The following is a 17,966-nucleotide window of genomic DNA, read 5'->3' as shown; positions in this document are numbered from 1 at the left end:
CCAACCCCGAGGAGAACCCCATGGACCTGACCGACGGCCAGCGCCTGCAGAACACCCCCCGCACCGACGCCGCCTGGCTGGCGGCGCACTGGATGCCTTACACCGGCAACCGCGAATTCCAGGCCAACCCCCGCCTCATCACCAGCGGCCAGGGGGCCTACTACACCAGCCACGACGGCCGCCAGATCTTCGATGGCCTCTCCGGCCTGTGGTGCACCGGCCTGGGCCATGCGCGCAAGGAAATCGTCGACGCCGTGAGCCGCCAGGTGGCCACGCTCGACTATTCACCCGCCTTCCAGTTTGGCCACCCGCTGGCGTTCGAGCTGGCCAACAAAATCGTCGAGCGCATGCCCGCCGGCCTCAACCGAGTGTTCTTCACCGGCTCGGGCTCGGAGTCGGCCGACACGGCGCTCAAGATGGCGCGCGCCTACTGGCGCACCAAGGGCTTGGGCCAAAAGACGCGGCTGATCGGCCGCGTCAAGGGTTACCACGGCGTGAACTTCGGCGGCATCTCGGTGGGCGGCATCGCGGCCAACCGCAAGCTCTTCGGCCAGGGCGTGGAAGCCGACCACCTGCCCCACACCCAGCCGCCCAACGGCAGCTTCTACCGTGGCATGCCGCCCGAGGCCGGGCCCCACGGCGCCGCGCTGGCCGACGAGCTGCTGGCGCTGATCGCGCTGCACGACGCCTCCAACATAGCCGCCGTCATCGTCGAACCCTTCTCGGGCTCGGCCGGTGTGGTGATTCCGCCCGTGGGCTACCTGCAGCGCCTGCGCGAGATCTGCACGGCGAACAACATCTTGCTGATCTTCGACGAGGTCATCACCGGCTTTGGCCGCACCGGCAGCTGGACCGGCTCGGAAGCCTTCGGCGTCACGCCCGACATCCTCAACATCGCCAAGCAGGTCACCAACGGCGCGCAGCCGCTGGGCGCGGTGATCGTGCGGCAGGACATCTGCGACACCTTCATGGCCGCGGGTGGCCCCGAGTACATGCTGGAGTTCCCGCACGGCTACACCTACTCGGCCCACCCGGTGGCCTGCGCCGCCGGCATCGCTTCGCTCGACCTGCTGGAGAGCGACAACGCCCTGCAGCGCGTGCGCGAGCTTGCGCCACATTTCGAAAACGCCGTGCACGGGCTGCAGGGTGCGAAACACGTGGCCGACGTGCGCAACTTCGGTCTGGCCGCGGGCATCACCATCGCGCCTCTGCCGGGTGAGCCGGCCCGCCGGCCCTACGAGATCGCCATGGCCATGTACCAGAAGGGCTTTTACGTGCGCTACGGCGGCGACACCATCCAGCTCGCGCCGCCCTTCATCAGCACGCCGGCGGAGATCGACCGCATGGTCAGTGCGCTGGGCGACACGCTGAACAAGACGCTTTAACCCCCCGCAGCGCTTCGCGCTACCCCCCCGGGGGGCGGCACTGGCCGTCCGGCAGAGCCGGCCCAGCGGTGCCCTGGGTTGAACTGCTTCAGGCGCCGGGCGGCACCGGCTGCCCCGGCGCCAGCCCACTGGCCACCAGGCGCACGATCAGCTCTTCCGCGTTGTCGAAATCACGCGCGGTGAGTGCCGGTTTGCCCAGCAGCAGGGCGAACTGGGCCTGTTGTTCAGCGTAGGCCTGTGTGACCGTCCAGATGATGAACATCAGGTGCGTGAAGTTCACGCGTGCGATGCGGCCTTCGCGCGCCCAGCGCTCGAAGGTGCGCACCTCCTTGCGCAGCAGCGGCCCCACACGCGCGGTGATGGCTTCGCCGTACCTTGGTGCACCGGCGATCACCTCTTTGGTGAATACCTTGACGCCATTGGGGCGTTCGCGCGAAAAGCGCAGCTTCAGGCCGACGTAGGCACGCAGCGCGAGCATGGGGTCGTCCCCGTGTGACAGCTCGTCCATGCCGGCCAGCCACTGGTCCAGCACGTCGTCGAGCACGCGCCGGTACAGCGCCTCTTTGCTGGCGAAGTAATACAGCAGGTTGTGCCGGCTGATGCCGGCGGCGGCGCCGATGTTTTCGAGGGAAGCGCCCTCGAAACCGAACTGGGCGAACTGGTTTTCGGCCTCCTGCAGGATGGCCGCTTCCTTGCGCAGACGCGAGGCCGTGGGGGCCTTCGCAGGCGGTGTATCGGGCCCGGGTGGGGTGGGTGTTTTTGCCATCGCACCATTGTGGCGCAAGCCCCGCGCCAGTTTCTGGCATGGCGTTTGCTATAGGGATTTCACCAATTGGTAAAGTTTTACCAGTCGGTAAATTGCGACAGACCGCCGTGGTCGTGCGCAGGGTCCGGGTGCCGCAGAGCACACCGACCAGTGCAGGCCGTTTGTTGTTGCCCGAACCTGCCCCACAAGGAAAACCGATGGACACCCCCACGAGCCGCGCCTGCGGCGTCCACGCCGCCCGCCTCAACCTGGCGGACTACGCCGTTCACTTCAGCGACGCCCACCCGCCACTGACCCGCCCCCAGGCATTGATCGAAGCCGAGCGCTGCTACTACTGCCACGACGCACCCTGCGCCACGGCCTGCCCCACGGGCATCGACATCCCCTCGTTCGTGCACCGCATCGCGCAGGGCAACAACCGGGGTGCGGCGCGCGCCATTCTGGAAGCCAACCCACTGGGCGGCATGTGCGCGCGCGTCTGCCCCACCGAGGTGTTGTGCGAGCAGGCCTGCGTGCGCAACACCAACGAAGACAAGCCGGTGGAGATCGGATTGCTGCAGCGCTACGCCACCGATGCCTTCTTTGCCCAGCCGGGCGCGCCGCTGTTCCAGCGTGCGGCGCCCACGGGCAAGCGCGTGGCGGTGGTGGGCGCGGGCCCAGCGGGGCTGGCCTGTGCACACGGCTTGGCGCTGCGCGGTCACGACGTGGTGCTGTTCGAGTCGCGGCCCAAGCTTGGCGGTCTCAACGAATACGGTCTGGCCAGTTACAAGACCACCGACAACTTCGCGCAGAAGGAAGTGGCGTGGCTGTTGTCGGTGGGTGGCATCGAGGTGCGCACCGGTCAGCAACTGGGCCGTGACATCACGCTCGACGGCCTGCTGGGCGGTTTTGACGCCGTGTTCCTGGGCCTCGGCCTGCAAGGTGTAAACGCTTTGGGCATCGCCGAGCCCACGGCCACGGGCCTGCGCAATGCGGTCGACTTCATTGCCGAACTGCGCCAGAGCACAGACCTGACCACCCTGCCGGTGGGCCGGCGCGTGGTGGTGATCGGCGGCGGCATGACGGCAGTGGACGCGGCGGTGCAGTCGCGCAAGCTGGGGGCAGAAGACGTCACCATCGTCTACCGCCGCGGCGCTGACGCCATGTCGGCCTCGCGCGTGGAGCAGCAATGGGCGCAGACGAACGGCGTGACGATCCGCCACTGGGCCGCGCCGCAGGAACTGCTGTGCGAGGGTGGCGCCGTCAAGGGCATGCGCTTCGCCGCCACCGCGCTTCGCGGCGGCCAACTGGTGGAAACCGGCGAGACCTTCACGCTGGAAGCCGACATGGTGCTCAAGGCCATCGGCCAGACCTATGTGGCCGAGCCCGCCGGCAAGGCGATCGCGCTGCAGGGCGGGCGCATCGCCACCGATGAAGCAGGCCGCACCAGCCTGGCGCGCGTGTGGGCCGGCGGCGACTGCCGCGCCGGCGGGCGCGACCTCACGGTGGAAGCCGTGGAGCACGGCAAGCTGGCCGCGCTCTCCATCCATGAAGCGCTGAGCGTGCCGGTGGCGCTGGTGGCCTGACTGCCATCGCCACTCAGGAACGTCCCCCTACACACCGCAGTTCACCGGAGCACCCCATGGCCGACATCCGCAGCAATTTCCTGGGCATCCACAGCCCCAACCCCTTCTGGCTCGCTTCCGCGCCGCCCACCGACAAAGAGATCAACGTCACCCGCGCTTTCGAAGCGGGCTGGGGCGGTGTGGTGTGGAAGACGCTGGGCGAAGACCCGGCGGTCGTCAACGTGAACGGCCCGCGCTACGCCACGCTGATGTCGCAGGACCGCCGCGTGATCGGCCTGAACAACATCGAACTCATCACCGACCGGCCTCTGCAGACCAACCTCGAAGAAATCAAGCGCGTCAAACGCAACTGGCCCGACCGCGCCATGATCGTCTCGCTCATGGTTCCCTGTGAAGAGCAGAGCTGGAAGGCCATCCTGCCCATGGTGGAGGACACAGGTGCCGACGGCATCGAGCTCAACTTCGGTTGCCCGCACGGCATGAGCGAGCGCGGCATGGGCGCGGCCGTGGGCCAGGTGCCCGAATACATCCAGATGGTCACGGCCTGGTGCAAGCACTACAGCCGCCTGCCGGTGATCGTGAAGCTCACGCCCAACATCACCGACGTGCGCCAGCCTGCGCGCGCGGCCAAGGCGGGCGGGGCCGACGCGGTGTCGCTCATCAACACCATCAACTCCATCATGGGCGTGGACCTGGACCGCATGGTGATGAGCCCGAGCACCGATGGCTGGGGCTCACACGGCGGCTACTGCGGCCCCGCGGTGAAACCCATCGCGCTCAACATGGTGGCCGAGATCGCGCGCGATCCGCAGACCGCCGGCTTGCCCATCAGCGGCATCGGCGGCATCACCACCTGGCGCGACGCGGCCGAATACATTGCCCTGGGCTGCGGCACGGTGCAGGTGTGCACGGCTGCCATGGTCTATGGCTTCAAGATCGTGCAGGACATGTGCGATGGCCTGTCCAACTTCATGGACGAGCATGGCTACGCCACGCTGAACGACTTCAAGGGCCAGGCCGTGCCCACGGTGAAGGACTGGAAGAACCTCAACCTCAACCACATCGACAAGGCCGTCATCAACCAGGACGCCTGCATCCAGTGCGGCCGCTGCCACGTGGTGTGCGAAGACACCTCGCACCAGGCCATCACCTTCACCAAAGAGGATGGCGCGCGCCGGTTCGAGGTGAATGATGCCGAGTGCGTGGGCTGCAACCTGTGTGTGTCGATCTGCCCGGTGCCTGAGTGCATCACCCTGCGCAGCCTCGCGCCCGGCGAGGTGGACGTGCGAACGGGCAAAACGGTGACGGGTGAATACGCCAACTGGACCACCCACCCCAACAACCCGCAGCGCGTGAGCGCAACCACCTGACGGCGCCGGTGCGGTTCTTGCGTGAGCCGCGCCCGTTGTGTTTTCCGTTTCCCTTTTCCCCGCATCAGCCAGCCCGGAGCGCCGGCGCAGACCGCGGACTGTGTGTTACCCCATGAGGTCTTTGACAGGAGTACAGGCATGACGAACAGCATCGGCAGCACCGCCCACGTGGCGGGACCCATTCCCACCACGGCATCCAACCCGCTGGCCAACGAGGACTTGCTGCCCACCACCGCGGCGCAGCGCCACTGGGCCTGGAAGGACTACGCGGCCCTGTGGGTCGGCATGGTGGTGTGTGTGCCCACCTACACCATGGCCAGCTCCATGCTCGACCAGGGCTTCACCTGGCAGATGGCGGTGTGGCTGGTGTTCCTGGCCAACTGCATCGTGTTGGTGCCCATGCTGTTGATCGGCCGCGTGGGGCCCAAATACGGTGTGCCGTTCCCGGTGCTGGCGCGGGCCTCTTTCGGCGTCAAGGGCGCCAACCTGCCGGCCATCCTGCGCGGTCTGGTGGCCTGCGGCTGGTTCTCCATCAACTGCTACTTCGGCGCGCTCGCGCTGCACGGTTTTCTGAACATCCTGGGCATGGGCCTGGCCGGGCCGGCCGAGGGGCAGACCATCAGCACCTCGCAGTTCGTGTGTTTCCTCGCCTTCTGGGCGGTGCACCTTTGGTTCATCTGGAAGGGCCCCGAGTCGATCCGGGTGCTGGAGGTGATCGCCGCGCCGCTGATGATCGGCGCGTCCATCCTGCTGGTGGTGGTGCTGATGATGAAGGTGCCCGCGGGTGAACTCTTCAATCTGCCCGCCAAGGTGGTGGAGGGTGGTCCCAAGACCTGGGCCGCGCTCACCGGGCTGGTGGGCTTCTGGGCCACGCTGGCGCTCAACATCCCGGACTTCACGCGCTTCGCCAAATCGCAGAAGGACCAGCTCGTGGGCCAGGCCATCGGCCTGCCGATCCCCATGGCGCTGTTCTCCATGGTGGGCGTGATCGGCTTCTCGGCCTCGTCCATCCTGTACGGCAAGGCGCAGCTGTTCCCCGACGGCCTGCTCACCCAGATGGGCAGCGTGGCCGCGGGCGTGGGCCTGCTGGTGATCCTGCTGGCCAACCTGACCACCAACGTCGCCGCCAACCTGGTGTCACCGTCGTACGACTTCAGCCAGGTCGCGCCTTCGAAGATCAGCTTTCGCATGGGCGGGATGATCGCGGCCGTCATCGGCCTGCTGTTCATGCCCTGGAAGCTGCTGGCCACCTCGGGCGGCTACCTCTTCACCTGGCTGGGCGGCTACGGCACGCTGTTGGGCGCCATCGCCGGCATCCTGCTGGTGGACTACTACCTGGTTCGCAAGAGCGTGCTCAAGGTGGACGACCTGTACCGCCGGGGCGGCGACTACGAGTACAGCAACGGCTGGAATGTGCAGGCCCTCATCGCCTTCGCGCTGGGCGTGTTGCCCTGCCTGCCGGGTTACCTGGCGGTGTCGGGCGTGATCGACAAAGCCGCCGTGCCGGGCCTGCTGCTGGGCCTGTTCGACTTCGGCTGGTTCTTCAGCCTGGCCGTGGCTGGCGGCTACTACTACCTGACCGCCAAGAAGGCGTGATCCCATGACCCTGCCGAGGCCCGTGGCCACCGGCGGGGTCTTTTCGACCCGCATCCATGCACCCTTGAAGGAGACTCCCATGACCCAAGCCCTTGTGATCCGCGGTGGCACCGTGGTCAACGCCGACCGCGAACAATTGGCCGATGTGTTGTGCGTGGACGGCCGCATCGTGGCCGTGGGCGAACGCGCGGCCGAGCTGGCACCGGCCGGGGCGCAGACCCTGGACGCCAGCGGCCAGTACGTGCTGCCAGGCGGCATCGACCCGCACACCCACATGCAGCTGCCGTTCATGGGCACCGTCACCATGGACGACTTCTTCACCGGCACGGCCGCGGGCCTGGTCGGTGGCACCACGAGCATCATCGACTTCGTGATCCCCGATCCGCAGGAGCCCATCCTGGACGCCTACCGCAAGTGGCGCGGCTGGGCCGAAAAATCGGCGGCCGACTATTCCTTTCACGTCGCCATCACCTGGTGGAGCGAGCAGGTGCGTGCCGACATGGGCACCCTGGTGCAAGAGGAAGGCGTGAACAGCTTCAAGCACTTCATGGCCTACAAGAACGCCATCATGTGCGACGACGAAACCCTGGTGAACAGCTTCAAGCGCGCGCTGGAGCTGGGCGCCATGCCCACCGTGCATGCCGAAAACGGCGAGCTCGTCTACTTGCTGCAGCAGGAAGTGGCCAAGATGGGCATCACCGGCCCCGAGGGCCACCCGCTCTCCCGCCCGCCCATGGTCGAGGCCGAGGCCGCCAACCGCGCCATCGCCATTGCCGACGTATTGGGCGTGCCCATCTACGTGGTGCACGTGAGCTGCATGGAGTCGGCCGACGCCATTGCCCGCGCCCGTGCACGCGGGCAGCGTGTGTACGGCGAAGTGCTGGCCGGCCACCTGCTGGTGGACGACAGCGTCTACCGCGACCCGGACTTTGCCACCGCCGCCGCCCATGTGATGAGCCCGCCCTTCCGGCCCAAGGCCCACCAGGAGGCGCTGTGGCGCGGCCTGCAGTCCGGCCAGCTGCACACCACCGCCACCGACCACTGCACCTTCTGCGCCGCGCAGAAAGCCATGGGCAAAGACAACTTTGCGAAGATCCCCAACGGCACAGGTGGCGTGGAAGAGCGCATGGCCGCCATCTGGGACGGTGGTGTCAACACCGGGCGCCTGACCCCCAGCGAGTTCGTGGCCATCACCTCGGCCAACGCGGCCAAGCTGTTCAACATCTACCCGCGCAAGGGCTTTGTGGGTGAAGGTGCCGACGCCGACCTCGTGCTGTGGGACCCGCAGGGCAGCAAAACGTTTTCCGCCAGGACGCAGCACAGCAAGGGCGACTTCAACATCTTCGAAGGCCGCACCGTGCGCGGCATCCCCAGCCACACCATCAGCCAGGGTCGCGTGGTGTACGCCCAGGGCGAGCTGCGCGCCGAGCCCGGCACAGGCCGTTACGTCAAACGCCCCGCGTTTGGTGTCAACTTCCAGGCAGTGCAAAAGCGCGCGCAGGATCTGGCGCCAACGGCCGTGGCGCGCTGACCGACGAACGAAGCATCTGGAGAACACCATGGACACAAAAGTCAAACCGGCCATCGACATCGACCAACTGCGCATCAACGGCGAGCGCCTCTGGGCCTCGCTCATGGAGCTGGCTCAGATTGGCGCCACGCCCAAGGGTGGTGTGTGCCGCCTCACCCTGACCGACCTGGACAAGCAGGGCCGCGACCTCGTCACGCGCTGGGCGCGCGAGGCCGGCATGAGCGTCACCATCGACAAGATCGGCAACGGCTTCATGCGCCGTGCAGGGCGCAACAACAGCCTGCCGCCGATCATGACCGGCAGCCACATCGACACCCAGCCCACGGGCGGCAAGTTCGATGGCAACTACGGCGTGCTCGCCGGCATCGAGGTGGTGCGCACGCTCAACGACCACGGCATCGAGACCGAGGCACCCATCGAAGTCGCGTTCTGGACCAACGAAGAAGGCAGCCGCTTCGTGCCCGTGATGATGGGCTCGGGCGTGTTCGCCAAGGCCTTCACGCTGGAACACGCCTACGCCGCCACCGACACCGAGGGCAAGAGCGTGAAGGGCGAGCTGGAGCGCATCGGCTACATCGGCGATCAGGAGCCGGGCGATCACCCCATCGGCGCCTACTTCGAAACGCATATCGAACAAGGCCCGGTACTCGAAGACAACGCCAAGACCATCGGCGTGGTCAGCGGCGTGCTCGGCATCCGCTGGTACGACTGCACCGTGACCGGCATGGAAGCCCACGCCGGCCCCACGCCCATGGCGTTGCGCAAAGACGCGCTGCAGGTGGCCGCGCAGCTGATGCAGGAAGTGGTGGCCTGTGCCCACCGCCACCCGCCGCACGGGCGCGGCACGGTGGGCATGGTGCATGTTCACCCCAACAGCCGCAACGTGATTCCGGGCCAGGTGAAGTTCAGCATCGACCTGCGCAACGCGACTGACGCCGACTGCGACAGCATGGACCAGGACATCCGCGCCGTGGCCGCGAAACTGAGCGCCAACAGTGGGCTACCGATCCAGATCGAGCTGGTGTCCAACTACCCGGCCCAGGTGTTCCACCCCGACTGCGTGGACGCCGTGGGCCGCGCCGCCGCCAAGCTGGGCTACAGCCACATGCCCGCCGTCTCGGGCGCTGGGCACGATGCCGTGTACATGGCGCGCCTGGCGCCCGCGGGCATGGTGTTCATCCCCTGCAAGGACGGCATCAGCCACAACGAGATCGAAGACGCCCAGCCCGAGCACATCACGGCTGGCTGCAACGTGCTGCTGCACGCCATGCTGGAACGTGCGGGAGCATGACGTGAGCACCCCCGCAGCGCTTCGCGCTACCCCCTCCAGGGGGCGGCACAGGCCGTCCGGCGAAGCCGGCCCGGCGGTGCCCTGGGTGGTACAGCTTCATAGCTGTTCGCACCGCACGCGAAACTTCCAGCAGTAGTACCCGAACAGTTGTTGGGATTGGCCGTCTTCGGCCAGCGTGTACAGGGCGAAGTCGGCGTTCAGAACCCTTGATGCCCGGGCGATGAATCTTGAGTTCAGGCTGCTGAAATTCGTTTCGACGTGAACGGGCGGTATTCCCCCGTTGGTCGAATCGGGATCGGGTTGCACCGCCTCTTCCAGCGTGATCACGACCGGTTTGAAGCGTTTGGAGGCCTGGGCTTCTTCTCCGTTCCGGGTGTCGACCGCGTAAACAATCACGGCGTCGTCTGAGTTGTTGGTGATGGAAACACCCCTCAGCGCCACCCGACTTCCATGGCCGATCTCGACGCTAGGTTCGTCCGTCTCCTGCTCGGGGGCATCGTCGCGCCACCCAGGACAGATCATGAACACCGCGCCGGGAGCGATGCCTGTGGGGTGTTTGTCGTCCTGGCTCGGGTTGGGGTAGGCTGATTTCACATGGCTGGTGTCGATGACGGCGAGCAAATTGATACATGCAGCGCCAGTGGCTGGTTCCATGAGAATCCCCCTGATGAAAAAAGGCACAGCGCCGCTGTGGCGGCACTGTGCCTGTTGTTACCGCGATGCCGGTACCGCTCAGCCTTGCACGGTGATGGTGGGGTCCCAGTAGAAGTAGCCGAACAGATTCTGGGTTTGCCCGTCCGACCCCAGTGTGTAGAGGCCGAAGTAGACGTAGAAGTTTTCCGTGCCCGATTTGCCCACCTTCGAGTCCAGGCTGCTGAAGTTCTGCACCGTCTGGAGGGGCGGAATGCCGCCGTTCGCGACCTGCTCCGGATTGGGTTGCACGGCACGGTTCCGGGTGATCACGTTGGGCGTGAAGCTGTTGAACACCTGGGTGCCGCTCCAGTACTTGATGCCGTAAACGATCACGGAATCGTCCGAATTGGCGTAGACGGAGGTGCCGGTGAACGAGGCATAGTCCCCGACGTTGAGCTTGAATGAAAGATCGGCCGTGCCCTGCCCGCTGATGATCCCGCGCGTTCCGGTGGCGATCATGAACTGGCTGTTGTGATTGATGCCGGTGGGCTTGGTCGGGTCCGTGCTGGGCTTGGGATAGGTGGACTTGACGTACTCCGTATCAATGACGACAAGGATGTTGGCGGTTTGACCCGATGCGGTGAGTTCCATTGCAATTACCCTTCAAACGAATGTTTTCATATCAACAAGGCCTTTCGGACTTGCCTCGCCTTTTTTGGAACGAAAGGGAACCACAGATTTCGTTGCAGAGAACCCCTCCCATTCCAGTTGCAAACGGTAACGGCACGGCTGGTTACAGATAAGTAACGTTACGGTAAAGGCCAGTCCTTGTTACGGTAACTTCGTGGGTTGGATCGGAGGGAAGAAACGCTTCAATGAGGCGCAAATGGAAGAGGCCAGGTCTTCCTGCAGCGCGATGGTCAGAGCACCTTGGCGATTGAATTGCTCCGACAGCGTGATATGGCCGGTGGACGCATCGATCAGGCGGATGGATGCCTTGATGACCCCCGCGTCAATCTGGATGCTTCCCTCCAGCCGGTGGTTGATCTGCCGGTGGGACGTGCCATAGGCTGCATGGGGTTCATGAACCCCACTTCTGGCCGTGAAGTCGGTGCTTGCTACCACGATGTCCCCAAACGTCTGGTACAGCTGGTGCACCAGCTCGTCGTGAAATCCGTGCGTGAAGGATTTCCCGTTGCCTTGGTGCGAAATGCATTTGAATGGAACCACCGCGAATTGTGAGGGGGGCTTGAAAGAGCCGCTCGCGGCGCTGGTGCGCTGAATGGTGGGCATGTAGCTGCCGACCGGAATGCCTATCCTGCAGTCGCCACCAGTCTCCGGCCTGGCGTAGTAGGCCTTGAGCTTGGCGCGCAGGCGACCGACCTGGACCCGGACAATCGGGTCTTCGTTGGTGTAGTACTTGGACGGATCGCGATTGAACACGGCGATGCCAATGGCATGTTCTGTCGTGTCCTGCGTTGCACCGGAAATCGCTTTTTCAACCAGAAAACGCAACAAGCGACTCATGCGCGGTGATTGGCGAAACAAATCACTGGCCAGAATCAAATCACAGGCGGATCGAACATCATTCCCCTGAATGGGTGTAACACCATTTGAGTCATTTTCCAAACCGTTCATGGTGTTCGTTTCAAACACAGCAAAGGCTTGGATTGCCAGGCATTACAGAGGTTTCTGAATCGTTGTTCGATTCATGGAATGTTCCGTCTGGGGAAGGGTGCATATGGGAGTTGCTCGGTTGGTCAGCGGGCCGCCCCTCCCTTCGGCTGAAATGCCGTGTCACGGAATTGGGGGGGCGATGATGAGATGGATGAAATGATTGGGGGAAATGGTTGCCATTTCCCGTTCGCCCCTCCTTGTGCGGAAAAATCGTACCTGAAAACGCCGACGCTGATACCTGTCAGACATGACAGGACGGCGGTCTCAGGTCTCAGATCACCCGCGCCCGCTCGTTCGCGTCCAGCGGCTCCAGCCAGCCCAGCTGTTTCTCCAGCACCTCCACCGTGGCCTCAGAGGCATCGGCCCCGCGTGCCTGCCGCTCGGTGATGCGCTGGCGCAGCACCTCCACCGGCGCCTCGCAGGCCAGGATGTGGAAGGGCACGCCCGCGCCCTGCGCCAGCGCCGCGAACTCGGCGCGCTCGGCCGCGCGCAGGAAGGCCGCGTCCACCAGCACCGTCCAGCCGTCGGCCAGCAGCATGCGCGCGCGCGACAGCAGCGAGCCATACGTGTCGCCATGCGACTTGGCGGTGTACAGCCCGCTGTTCAGGCTTGAGCCGCTGGCCGCCAGCGCGCTCATGCCGTGCAGCCGCTTGCGTTCCACGTCGGAGCGCAGGCGGATCGCGCGCCCGCTGGCCTCCGCGGCGAGCCAGCGGCTGGAGGCCCAGGTCTTGCCGCTGCCCGAGAGGCCGTGGGTGATGAGCAGCCGCGGCGCGGGCGGGTGGGCGATGTCACGTGCCAGCGCCAGGTAACGCCGGGCTTCGGCCAGGCACGCGTCGGCTTCTGGTGAGCTGCCTTCGCCGCCCAGCTGCCCCAGCCGGATCGCCGCCACCTTGGCGCGCACCCCGGCGCGGTAGCTGGCAAAAAACGTCCACACGGTGTGCGCAGACACGTCGCCGCTGGCGTCGAGCCAGGCGCTCAGCAGCACATTGGCCAGGCCGGGGCGGGCGTGGGCCAGCAGGTCCATCCAGGCAAAGGCCATGTCGTTGGCCACGTCGATCCAGCGCAGCGCGTCGTTGAACTCGATCGCGTCGAAGGGCAACACCTCGTCTTCGATCAGCACGAGGTTGGCCAGGTGCAGGTCGCCATGCCCCTCGCGCACGCGGCCCTTCTGGCGACGCCGCGAGAGCAGTGGCTCAATGGCGTTGTAGCGCTGCTCGGTCCAGTCGCTCAGCTCGCGCACCAGGGCGGCGTCGGCGGGGTCGGCCAAGGCCTTGCGCAGGGTGTCGAAGTTGTCGCGCGGCCAGCGCATGGCCGCAGTGGGATGGCCCCAGGGCTGGGTTTTTTCGGCCACGGCGGCCCGGGCCTGAAACGTCGCCATGCGCCGCGCCAGCCCGGCCATGTGCTCGGGCGTCAACGCACCGCGCTCGCACAGGTGGTCGAGCCGGGCCGCTTCGTCGAAGCGGCGCATCTGCACCGCGAACTCGATGGCCTGCGCCCCGTTGCCCGTGCCGGGTTCGCCCCAGCGCGGCTGCCCGGGCGTGCCCACGATGGGCAACACGCCCAGGTACAGCTGCGTGGCGGGCTGGGCCAGGTTCTGGAAGCGCCGGTTCACGCGAATCTCGGTCTCGCAGGCCGCGCGGCGCAGGGCCAGGGTGCTGAAGTCCATGAAGGGAAAACGCACCGGCTTCTTGATCTTGTAGGCGAATTCGCCCGCCAACAGCACCCAGGCACCGTGCGTCTCCATCAGCTCCACGCGCTCCACGCGCTCAACCGGGTGCGGGTAGAGGGCGGGGTCCAGCAGGGCTTGAATGAGCGGGGGCAGGGCGGGCATGCGAGCCACTGTATGCGAAGGCGCCGCGGCGCGTGTCTGATGTGCATCAGCCGTGTCGCCTGCGCGGCGTTATCGTGGCGATCACAAGCCCGCCTCTGGAGACAAACCCATGAACCTCGCCAACCTGCTGCAGCGCAAGGCCCTGGAGCACCCGCAGCGCCCCGCCATCTTCAGCGGCACCCAGCCCGTGGCCACACACGAACAGTGGGCGCAGCGCTCCGCGAGAGTGGGCGCTCGCCTGCGGGCTGCCGGCCTGTTGCCCGGCGAGCGCGTGCTGATCTTCATGCGCAACCACCCGCGCTACCTGGAACTGCTGTTCGGCGCCTGGTGGGCCGGGCTGGTGGTGGTGCCGGTGAACGCCAAGCTGCACCTGAAAGAAGTGCAGTGGATCGCGGAGAACTCAGCCGCCCGCTGGGCGTTCGTGACCAGCGACATCGCGCCCGACCCCGCCGCGCTCACCGGGCTGGACGGTGTGATGGACGCCGACAGCGCCGAATGCGACGCTTGGATTGAGGAAGGCGAAGCCCTGCCCGCCATTGAAGAGCGGGCCCCCACCGACACCGCCTGGCTGTTCTACACCAGCGGCACCACCGGCCGCCCCAAGGGCGTGATGATCACGCACCGCAACCTGCTGACCATGGGGCTGACCTACTTCAACGACGTGGACGCTGTCGATTCGGGTGACGCCATCGCCTACGCCGCGCCCATGTCGCACGGGGCCGGGCTCTACGCCATCCCGCACCTCATGGCCGGCGCGCGCCACGTGGTGCCCGCCTCGGGCGGCTTCGATGCGGCCGAGCTGTTTGCACTGGGCCGCGCGCTCGGGCCGTTGTCACTCTTTGCCGCGCCAACAATAGTCAAACGCATCGTCGATGAGGCTGAGGCGGCGGGCCTCACGCCAGAGCAGTGCGGCCAGAGCTTCAAGACCATCGTCTACGGCGGTGCGCCCATGTACGCCGCCGACATCCAGCGCGCCCTGCGCACCATGGGCCCGCGCTTCGTGCAGATCTACGGCCAGGGCGAAAGCCCCATGGTCGGCACCGCGCTCAGCCGCGCGCACCTGGCCGACGCCGCCCACCCGCGCCACGCCGAGCGCATCGCCTCCGTGGGCGTGGCGCAGACGCCCGTGTGCATCCGCGTGGCCGGGCCGGGCGGCGAACCCCTTCCGCCCGGCGAGGTGGGCGAAGTGCTGATCCAGGGCGACAGCGTCATGGCCGGCTACTGGCGCAACTCCGATGCCACCGCCGCCGCCATCCGCAGCGGCTGGCTCTGGACGGGCGACATGGGCGCGCTGGACGCCGATGGCTTCCTCACCCTCAAGGACCGCAGCAAAGACCTCATCATCAGCGGCGGCAGCAACATCTACCCGCGCGAGGTGGAAGAGGTGCTGCTCACCGCCGCCGGCGTGGCCGAAGTGGCCGTGGTCGGCGCCCCCGACCCCGAGTGGGGCGAGATCGTGGTGGCCTTCGTGGTGCCGCAGCCGGGCGCGGCGCTGAGTTCAAAAACGCTCGACGCCTTCTGCCTCGACCACATCGCCCGCTTCAAGCGGCCCAAGCGGTACGAGATCGTGGACGCGCTGCCGAAGAACAACTACGGGAAGGTGTTGAAGACGGTGTTGCGGGAGCGGGTGGCCGGTGGGTAGCCCAAGCGAATGCCGCAGAATGCCACCATCCCCACCCGGCGCTTGATCGCCCGCTCGCCTGTGAACACTTCAAACACCCGCCGCCGCGGCTTCACGCTGATCGAATTGATGGTCGTGGTGGCCATCATCGCCATCCTCGCGCTGATGGCCGTGCCCAACCTGGCCAGCAAGTACATCCGCGAAAACATCGTCGAGGCCATGCCGCTGGCGAAGATCGCCAAAGAGCCGGTGGCTGCCGCCTGGGCCGCCACCAAGACCATGCCCGACGACAACGCCAGCGCGGGGCTGCCAGCGCCCGAGAAGATCGTCAACAACGTGGTGAAGTCGGTCACGGTGGAGGGTGGTGCGATCCACATCGTGTTCGGCAACCGCGCCAATGGCGCCCTGCAGGGCAAGACGCTGACCCTGCGCCCCGCCGTGGTGGAAGACACGCCCATCGTGCCGGTGGCCTGGGTCTGCGGCCACGCGAAGGCGCCCGACAAGATGAAGGCGCTGGGCACCGACAAGACCGACATTCTTCCCGCCCACCTACCGGTGAACTGCGTTTAGTTGGCGGTACCGGAAGAAGTGATGAACACGCCCTCGGGCGACTTCGTCACCAGGGTCTTTGAAGGCCCCGCCCGCCACCGGCGCGGGAACATGTGCGTTCTGTTACGAACGAGGCAAGCGCGCTTTAACCCCGTTCGGGCTGCTGCATCGTTTCAGTCGGGGTATCCCTTTCATTCACAGGAGCCCCCACCATGTCCCCTACCGGTCCCCGTTTGCTGCTGGTTGTTCTGATCGCGGCCCAGCTGGCCGCCTGTTCCAGCAGCGCTCCCGTTGCTGCCACCACACCGGCCGAGCCGCTGGCGGAACGGACCGACGTCGCGCCCGCCACCCCGGCGCAGGCCGCTGCCGCTGCCCCGCAGGCGGTGGGCAAAGTGGCGCGCATGCGTGTGATGCCGATGCACATGCCCGCCCCCATGCCCATGCCCGACCAGCCGTCGAACGAGCGCTACGGCCAGATCAGCGACAACCCGATCCACCGCGTGGCCGAGGCGCCGGTGTCCACATTCAGCGTGGACGTGGATACGGGCAGCTACAGCAACGTGCGGCGCTTGCTCAACGGCGGCGCACTGCCACCGGCCGATGCGGTGCGGGTGGAGGAGCTGATCAACTACTTCCCTTACGACTACGCGCTGCCGCGCGACGGCCGGCCGTTTGCGGTGCACACCGCGCTGGCGCCCGCGCCGTGGAATGCGCAGCGGGTGCTGCTGCGGGTGGCGATCAAGGGGCAGGACGTGGCGAAGCAGAGCCTGCCGCCGGCCAATCTGGTGTTCCTGGTGGATGTGTCGGGCTCGATGGAGAGCGCGGACAAGTTGCCGTTGCTCAGATCGTCGTTGAAGCTGCTGGTGGATCAGATGCGGCCGGTGGACCGCATTTCGTTGGTGACCTACGCCGGGGGCACGCGGGTGGTGCTTCCGCCGACCTCGGGCGCCGACAAGGTGGCCATCAAGGCCGCCATTGACGCGCTGCGCGCGGGCGGCGGCACGGCCGGCGCGTCGGGCATCGCACTGGCCTACAGCGCCGCGCAGCAGAGCTTCATCCCTGACGGGATCAACCGCATCCTGCTGGCTACCGACGGCGACTTCAACATCGGCATGACCGACACCGAGCAGCTCAAGAAGATGGTCGAGCAGCAGCGCCGTTCCGGCATTTCGCTCTCGACCCTGGGCTTTGGCACCGGCAACACCAACGAGGCCCTGATGGAGCAGATCGCCGACGTGGGCGACGGCGCCTACTCGTACGTGGACAACCTGATGGAAGGCCACAAGGTGCTGGTCAGCGAAATGAGCTCGACGCTGGCGACCATCGCCAAGGACGTGAAGGTGCAGATCGAGTTCAACCCGGCGCTGGTGCAGGAATACCGCCAGATCGGCTACGAGAACCGGCAGTTGCGGCGCGAGGACTTCCACAACGACAAGGTGGATGCAGGCGACATCGGTGCCGGGCACACGGTGACGGCGTTGTACGAGCTCACGCTCACGGGCGCGCGCGGCGCCATCGACCCGCTGCGCTACGGCTCCGCCGGCCCGGCGGGCGATGCGCACACGACCGAGCTGGCCCACCTGCGCCTGCGCTACAAGCTGCCCGGGCGCAGCGCCAGCGAGCTGATGGAGACGCCCATCCGCCACGAGGCGATGCGGCCGCTGGACCAGGCGGATGCGGAGTTCCGCTTCGCGACGGCGGTGGCCGGCTTCGGGCAGGTGCTGCGCGGCGGCCGCTACACGGGCGACTGGACCTATGCGGACGCACGGGCACTGGCGGCGGGGAGTCTGGGCCATGACCGGTTCGGCTACCGCGGCGAGTTCCTGCGCCTGGCCGGGCTGGCGCAGGCGCTGGCCAAGTGAGGCGGGCAGTTCGCGCCGTGCTTCAGAACGATTTGCGCTCGGCTTGTTCTTGCGTGGCGTGTTCTGCCATGAAGTCGTCGGACGCCTGTGGCCCGTTCAAAAAGAACGCGTCCCAGGTGTGGCCGACCGGGGAAATGATGCGGTCCATGCCGCGCGCCCGCACCTGCACTCTTTTGACGCCTTCGGGCAGTCGCACGTCATCCGGCAGGCGCACGGCCTGCGAACGGTTGTTGGTGAAGACGGTGGTGATGCTCATGACTGCCTCCTGGTGGGATATGTCGCGGGTATA

15 protein-coding genes are annotated in these 17,966 nt (G+C 66.5%); 9 read left to right on the top strand and 6 right to left on the bottom strand.

Annotated elements, in window-relative coordinates:
* The first annotated feature begins 20 nt into the window (after window positions 1–20).
* Window positions 21–1,385: an aspartate aminotransferase family protein gene (locus HTA01S_RS20135; RefSeq protein ID WP_068174548.1), complete on the top strand. Its 1,365-nt coding sequence runs from the start codon at window positions 21–23 to the stop codon at window positions 1,383–1,385.
* 88 nt (window positions 1,386–1,473) lie between these two features.
* Here HTA01S_RS20135 and HTA01S_RS20130 read toward each other — a convergent pair whose 3' ends face one another.
* Complete coding sequence (locus tag HTA01S_RS20130) at window positions 1,474–2,151, bottom strand: TetR/AcrR family transcriptional regulator (RefSeq protein ID WP_068174546.1); 678 nt, start codon at window positions 2,149–2,151, stop codon at window positions 1,474–1,476.
* Between the two features lie 197 nt (window positions 2,152–2,348).
* On the opposite strand from HTA01S_RS20130, the gene HTA01S_RS20125 reads away from it, so the two are divergent.
* The 5 genes from HTA01S_RS20125 to HTA01S_RS20105 all read left to right on the top strand — a co-directional run bounded on the left by HTA01S_RS20125 (window position 2,349) and on the right by HTA01S_RS20105 (window position 9,504).
* Window positions 2,349–3,716 carry an NAD(P)-dependent oxidoreductase gene (locus HTA01S_RS20125; RefSeq protein WP_068174544.1) on the top strand — a complete coding sequence of 456 codons (1,368 nt, stop codon included), beginning with the start codon at window positions 2,349–2,351 and terminating at the stop codon, window positions 3,714–3,716.
* Window positions 3,717–3,772: 56 nt separating this feature from the next.
* Complete coding sequence (gene preA / locus HTA01S_RS20120) at window positions 3,773–5,086, top strand: NAD-dependent dihydropyrimidine dehydrogenase subunit PreA (RefSeq protein ID WP_068174542.1); 1,314 nt, start codon at window positions 3,773–3,775, stop codon at window positions 5,084–5,086.
* Between the two features lie 138 nt (window positions 5,087–5,224).
* Complete coding sequence (locus HTA01S_RS20115; protein WP_068174540.1) at window positions 5,225–6,682, top strand: NCS1 family nucleobase:cation symporter-1; 1,458 nt, start codon at window positions 5,225–5,227, stop codon at window positions 6,680–6,682.
* Window positions 6,683–6,761: 79 nt separating this feature from the next.
* Window positions 6,762–8,213, top strand: coding sequence for a dihydropyrimidinase (gene hydA / locus HTA01S_RS20110; protein ID WP_068174539.1), 1,452 nt, complete (start codon window positions 6,762–6,764; stop codon window positions 8,211–8,213).
* Between the two features lie 28 nt (window positions 8,214–8,241).
* A complete protein-coding gene (locus tag HTA01S_RS20105) occupies window positions 8,242–9,504 on the top strand; it encodes a Zn-dependent hydrolase (RefSeq protein WP_068174537.1) in 1,263 nt (420 codons plus the stop codon).
* Between the two features lie 96 nt (window positions 9,505–9,600).
* Here HTA01S_RS20105 and HTA01S_RS20100 read toward each other — a convergent pair whose 3' ends face one another.
* The 4 genes from HTA01S_RS20100 to HTA01S_RS20085 form a co-directional block, all read right to left on the bottom strand.
* Window positions 9,601–10,158: an AidA/PixA family protein gene (locus tag HTA01S_RS20100; RefSeq protein ID WP_084236364.1), complete on the bottom strand. Its 558-nt coding sequence runs from the start codon at window positions 10,156–10,158 to the stop codon at window positions 9,601–9,603.
* Between the two features lie 78 nt (window positions 10,159–10,236).
* Complete coding sequence (locus tag HTA01S_RS20095) at window positions 10,237–10,788, bottom strand: inclusion body family protein (RefSeq protein WP_084236349.1); 552 nt, start codon at window positions 10,786–10,788, stop codon at window positions 10,237–10,239.
* Between the two features lie 180 nt (window positions 10,789–10,968).
* Window positions 10,969–11,775, bottom strand: coding sequence for a hypothetical protein (locus tag HTA01S_RS20090; protein WP_157572196.1), 807 nt, complete (start codon window positions 11,773–11,775; stop codon window positions 10,969–10,971).
* Window positions 11,776–12,085: 310 nt separating this feature from the next.
* A complete protein-coding gene (locus tag HTA01S_RS20085) occupies window positions 12,086–13,645 on the bottom strand; it encodes a bifunctional aminoglycoside phosphotransferase/ATP-binding protein (protein WP_068174529.1) in 1,560 nt (519 codons plus the stop codon).
* A gap of 109 nt (window positions 13,646–13,754) precedes the next feature.
* Between HTA01S_RS20085 and HTA01S_RS20080 the strand changes: the two genes are divergently transcribed.
* The 3 genes from HTA01S_RS20080 (at window position 13,755) to HTA01S_RS20070 (ending at window position 17,677) form a co-directional block, all read left to right on the top strand.
* On the top strand, window positions 13,755–15,287 hold the full coding sequence (locus tag HTA01S_RS20080; RefSeq protein WP_068174527.1) for an AMP-binding protein: 1,533 nt from the start codon (window positions 13,755–13,757) through the stop codon (window positions 15,285–15,287).
* 60 nt (window positions 15,288–15,347) lie between these two features.
* Complete coding sequence (locus HTA01S_RS20075) at window positions 15,348–15,836, top strand: pilin (protein WP_245638153.1); 489 nt, start codon at window positions 15,348–15,350, stop codon at window positions 15,834–15,836.
* 191 nt (window positions 15,837–16,027) lie between these two features.
* Window positions 16,028–17,677 carry a vWA domain-containing protein gene (locus tag HTA01S_RS20070; protein ID WP_084236345.1) on the top strand — a complete coding sequence of 550 codons (1,650 nt, stop codon included), beginning with the start codon at window positions 16,028–16,030 and terminating at the stop codon, window positions 17,675–17,677.
* 22 nt (window positions 17,678–17,699) lie between these two features.
* Here the strand turns inward: HTA01S_RS20070 and vapB are convergent, their stop codons facing one another.
* Window positions 17,700–17,933, bottom strand: a complete 234-nt coding sequence (gene vapB / locus HTA01S_RS20065) for a type II toxin-antitoxin system VapB family antitoxin (protein ID WP_068174525.1) — start codon at window positions 17,931–17,933, stop codon at window positions 17,700–17,702.
* Window positions 17,934–17,966 lie beyond the last annotated feature (33 nt).

Source organism: Hydrogenophaga taeniospiralis CCUG 15921, assembly GCF_001592305.1.
Classification (GTDB): domain Bacteria; phylum Pseudomonadota; class Gammaproteobacteria; order Burkholderiales; family Burkholderiaceae_C; genus Hydrogenophaga; species Hydrogenophaga taeniospiralis.
This window is presented reverse-complemented; position numbering and strand designations above follow the sequence as displayed.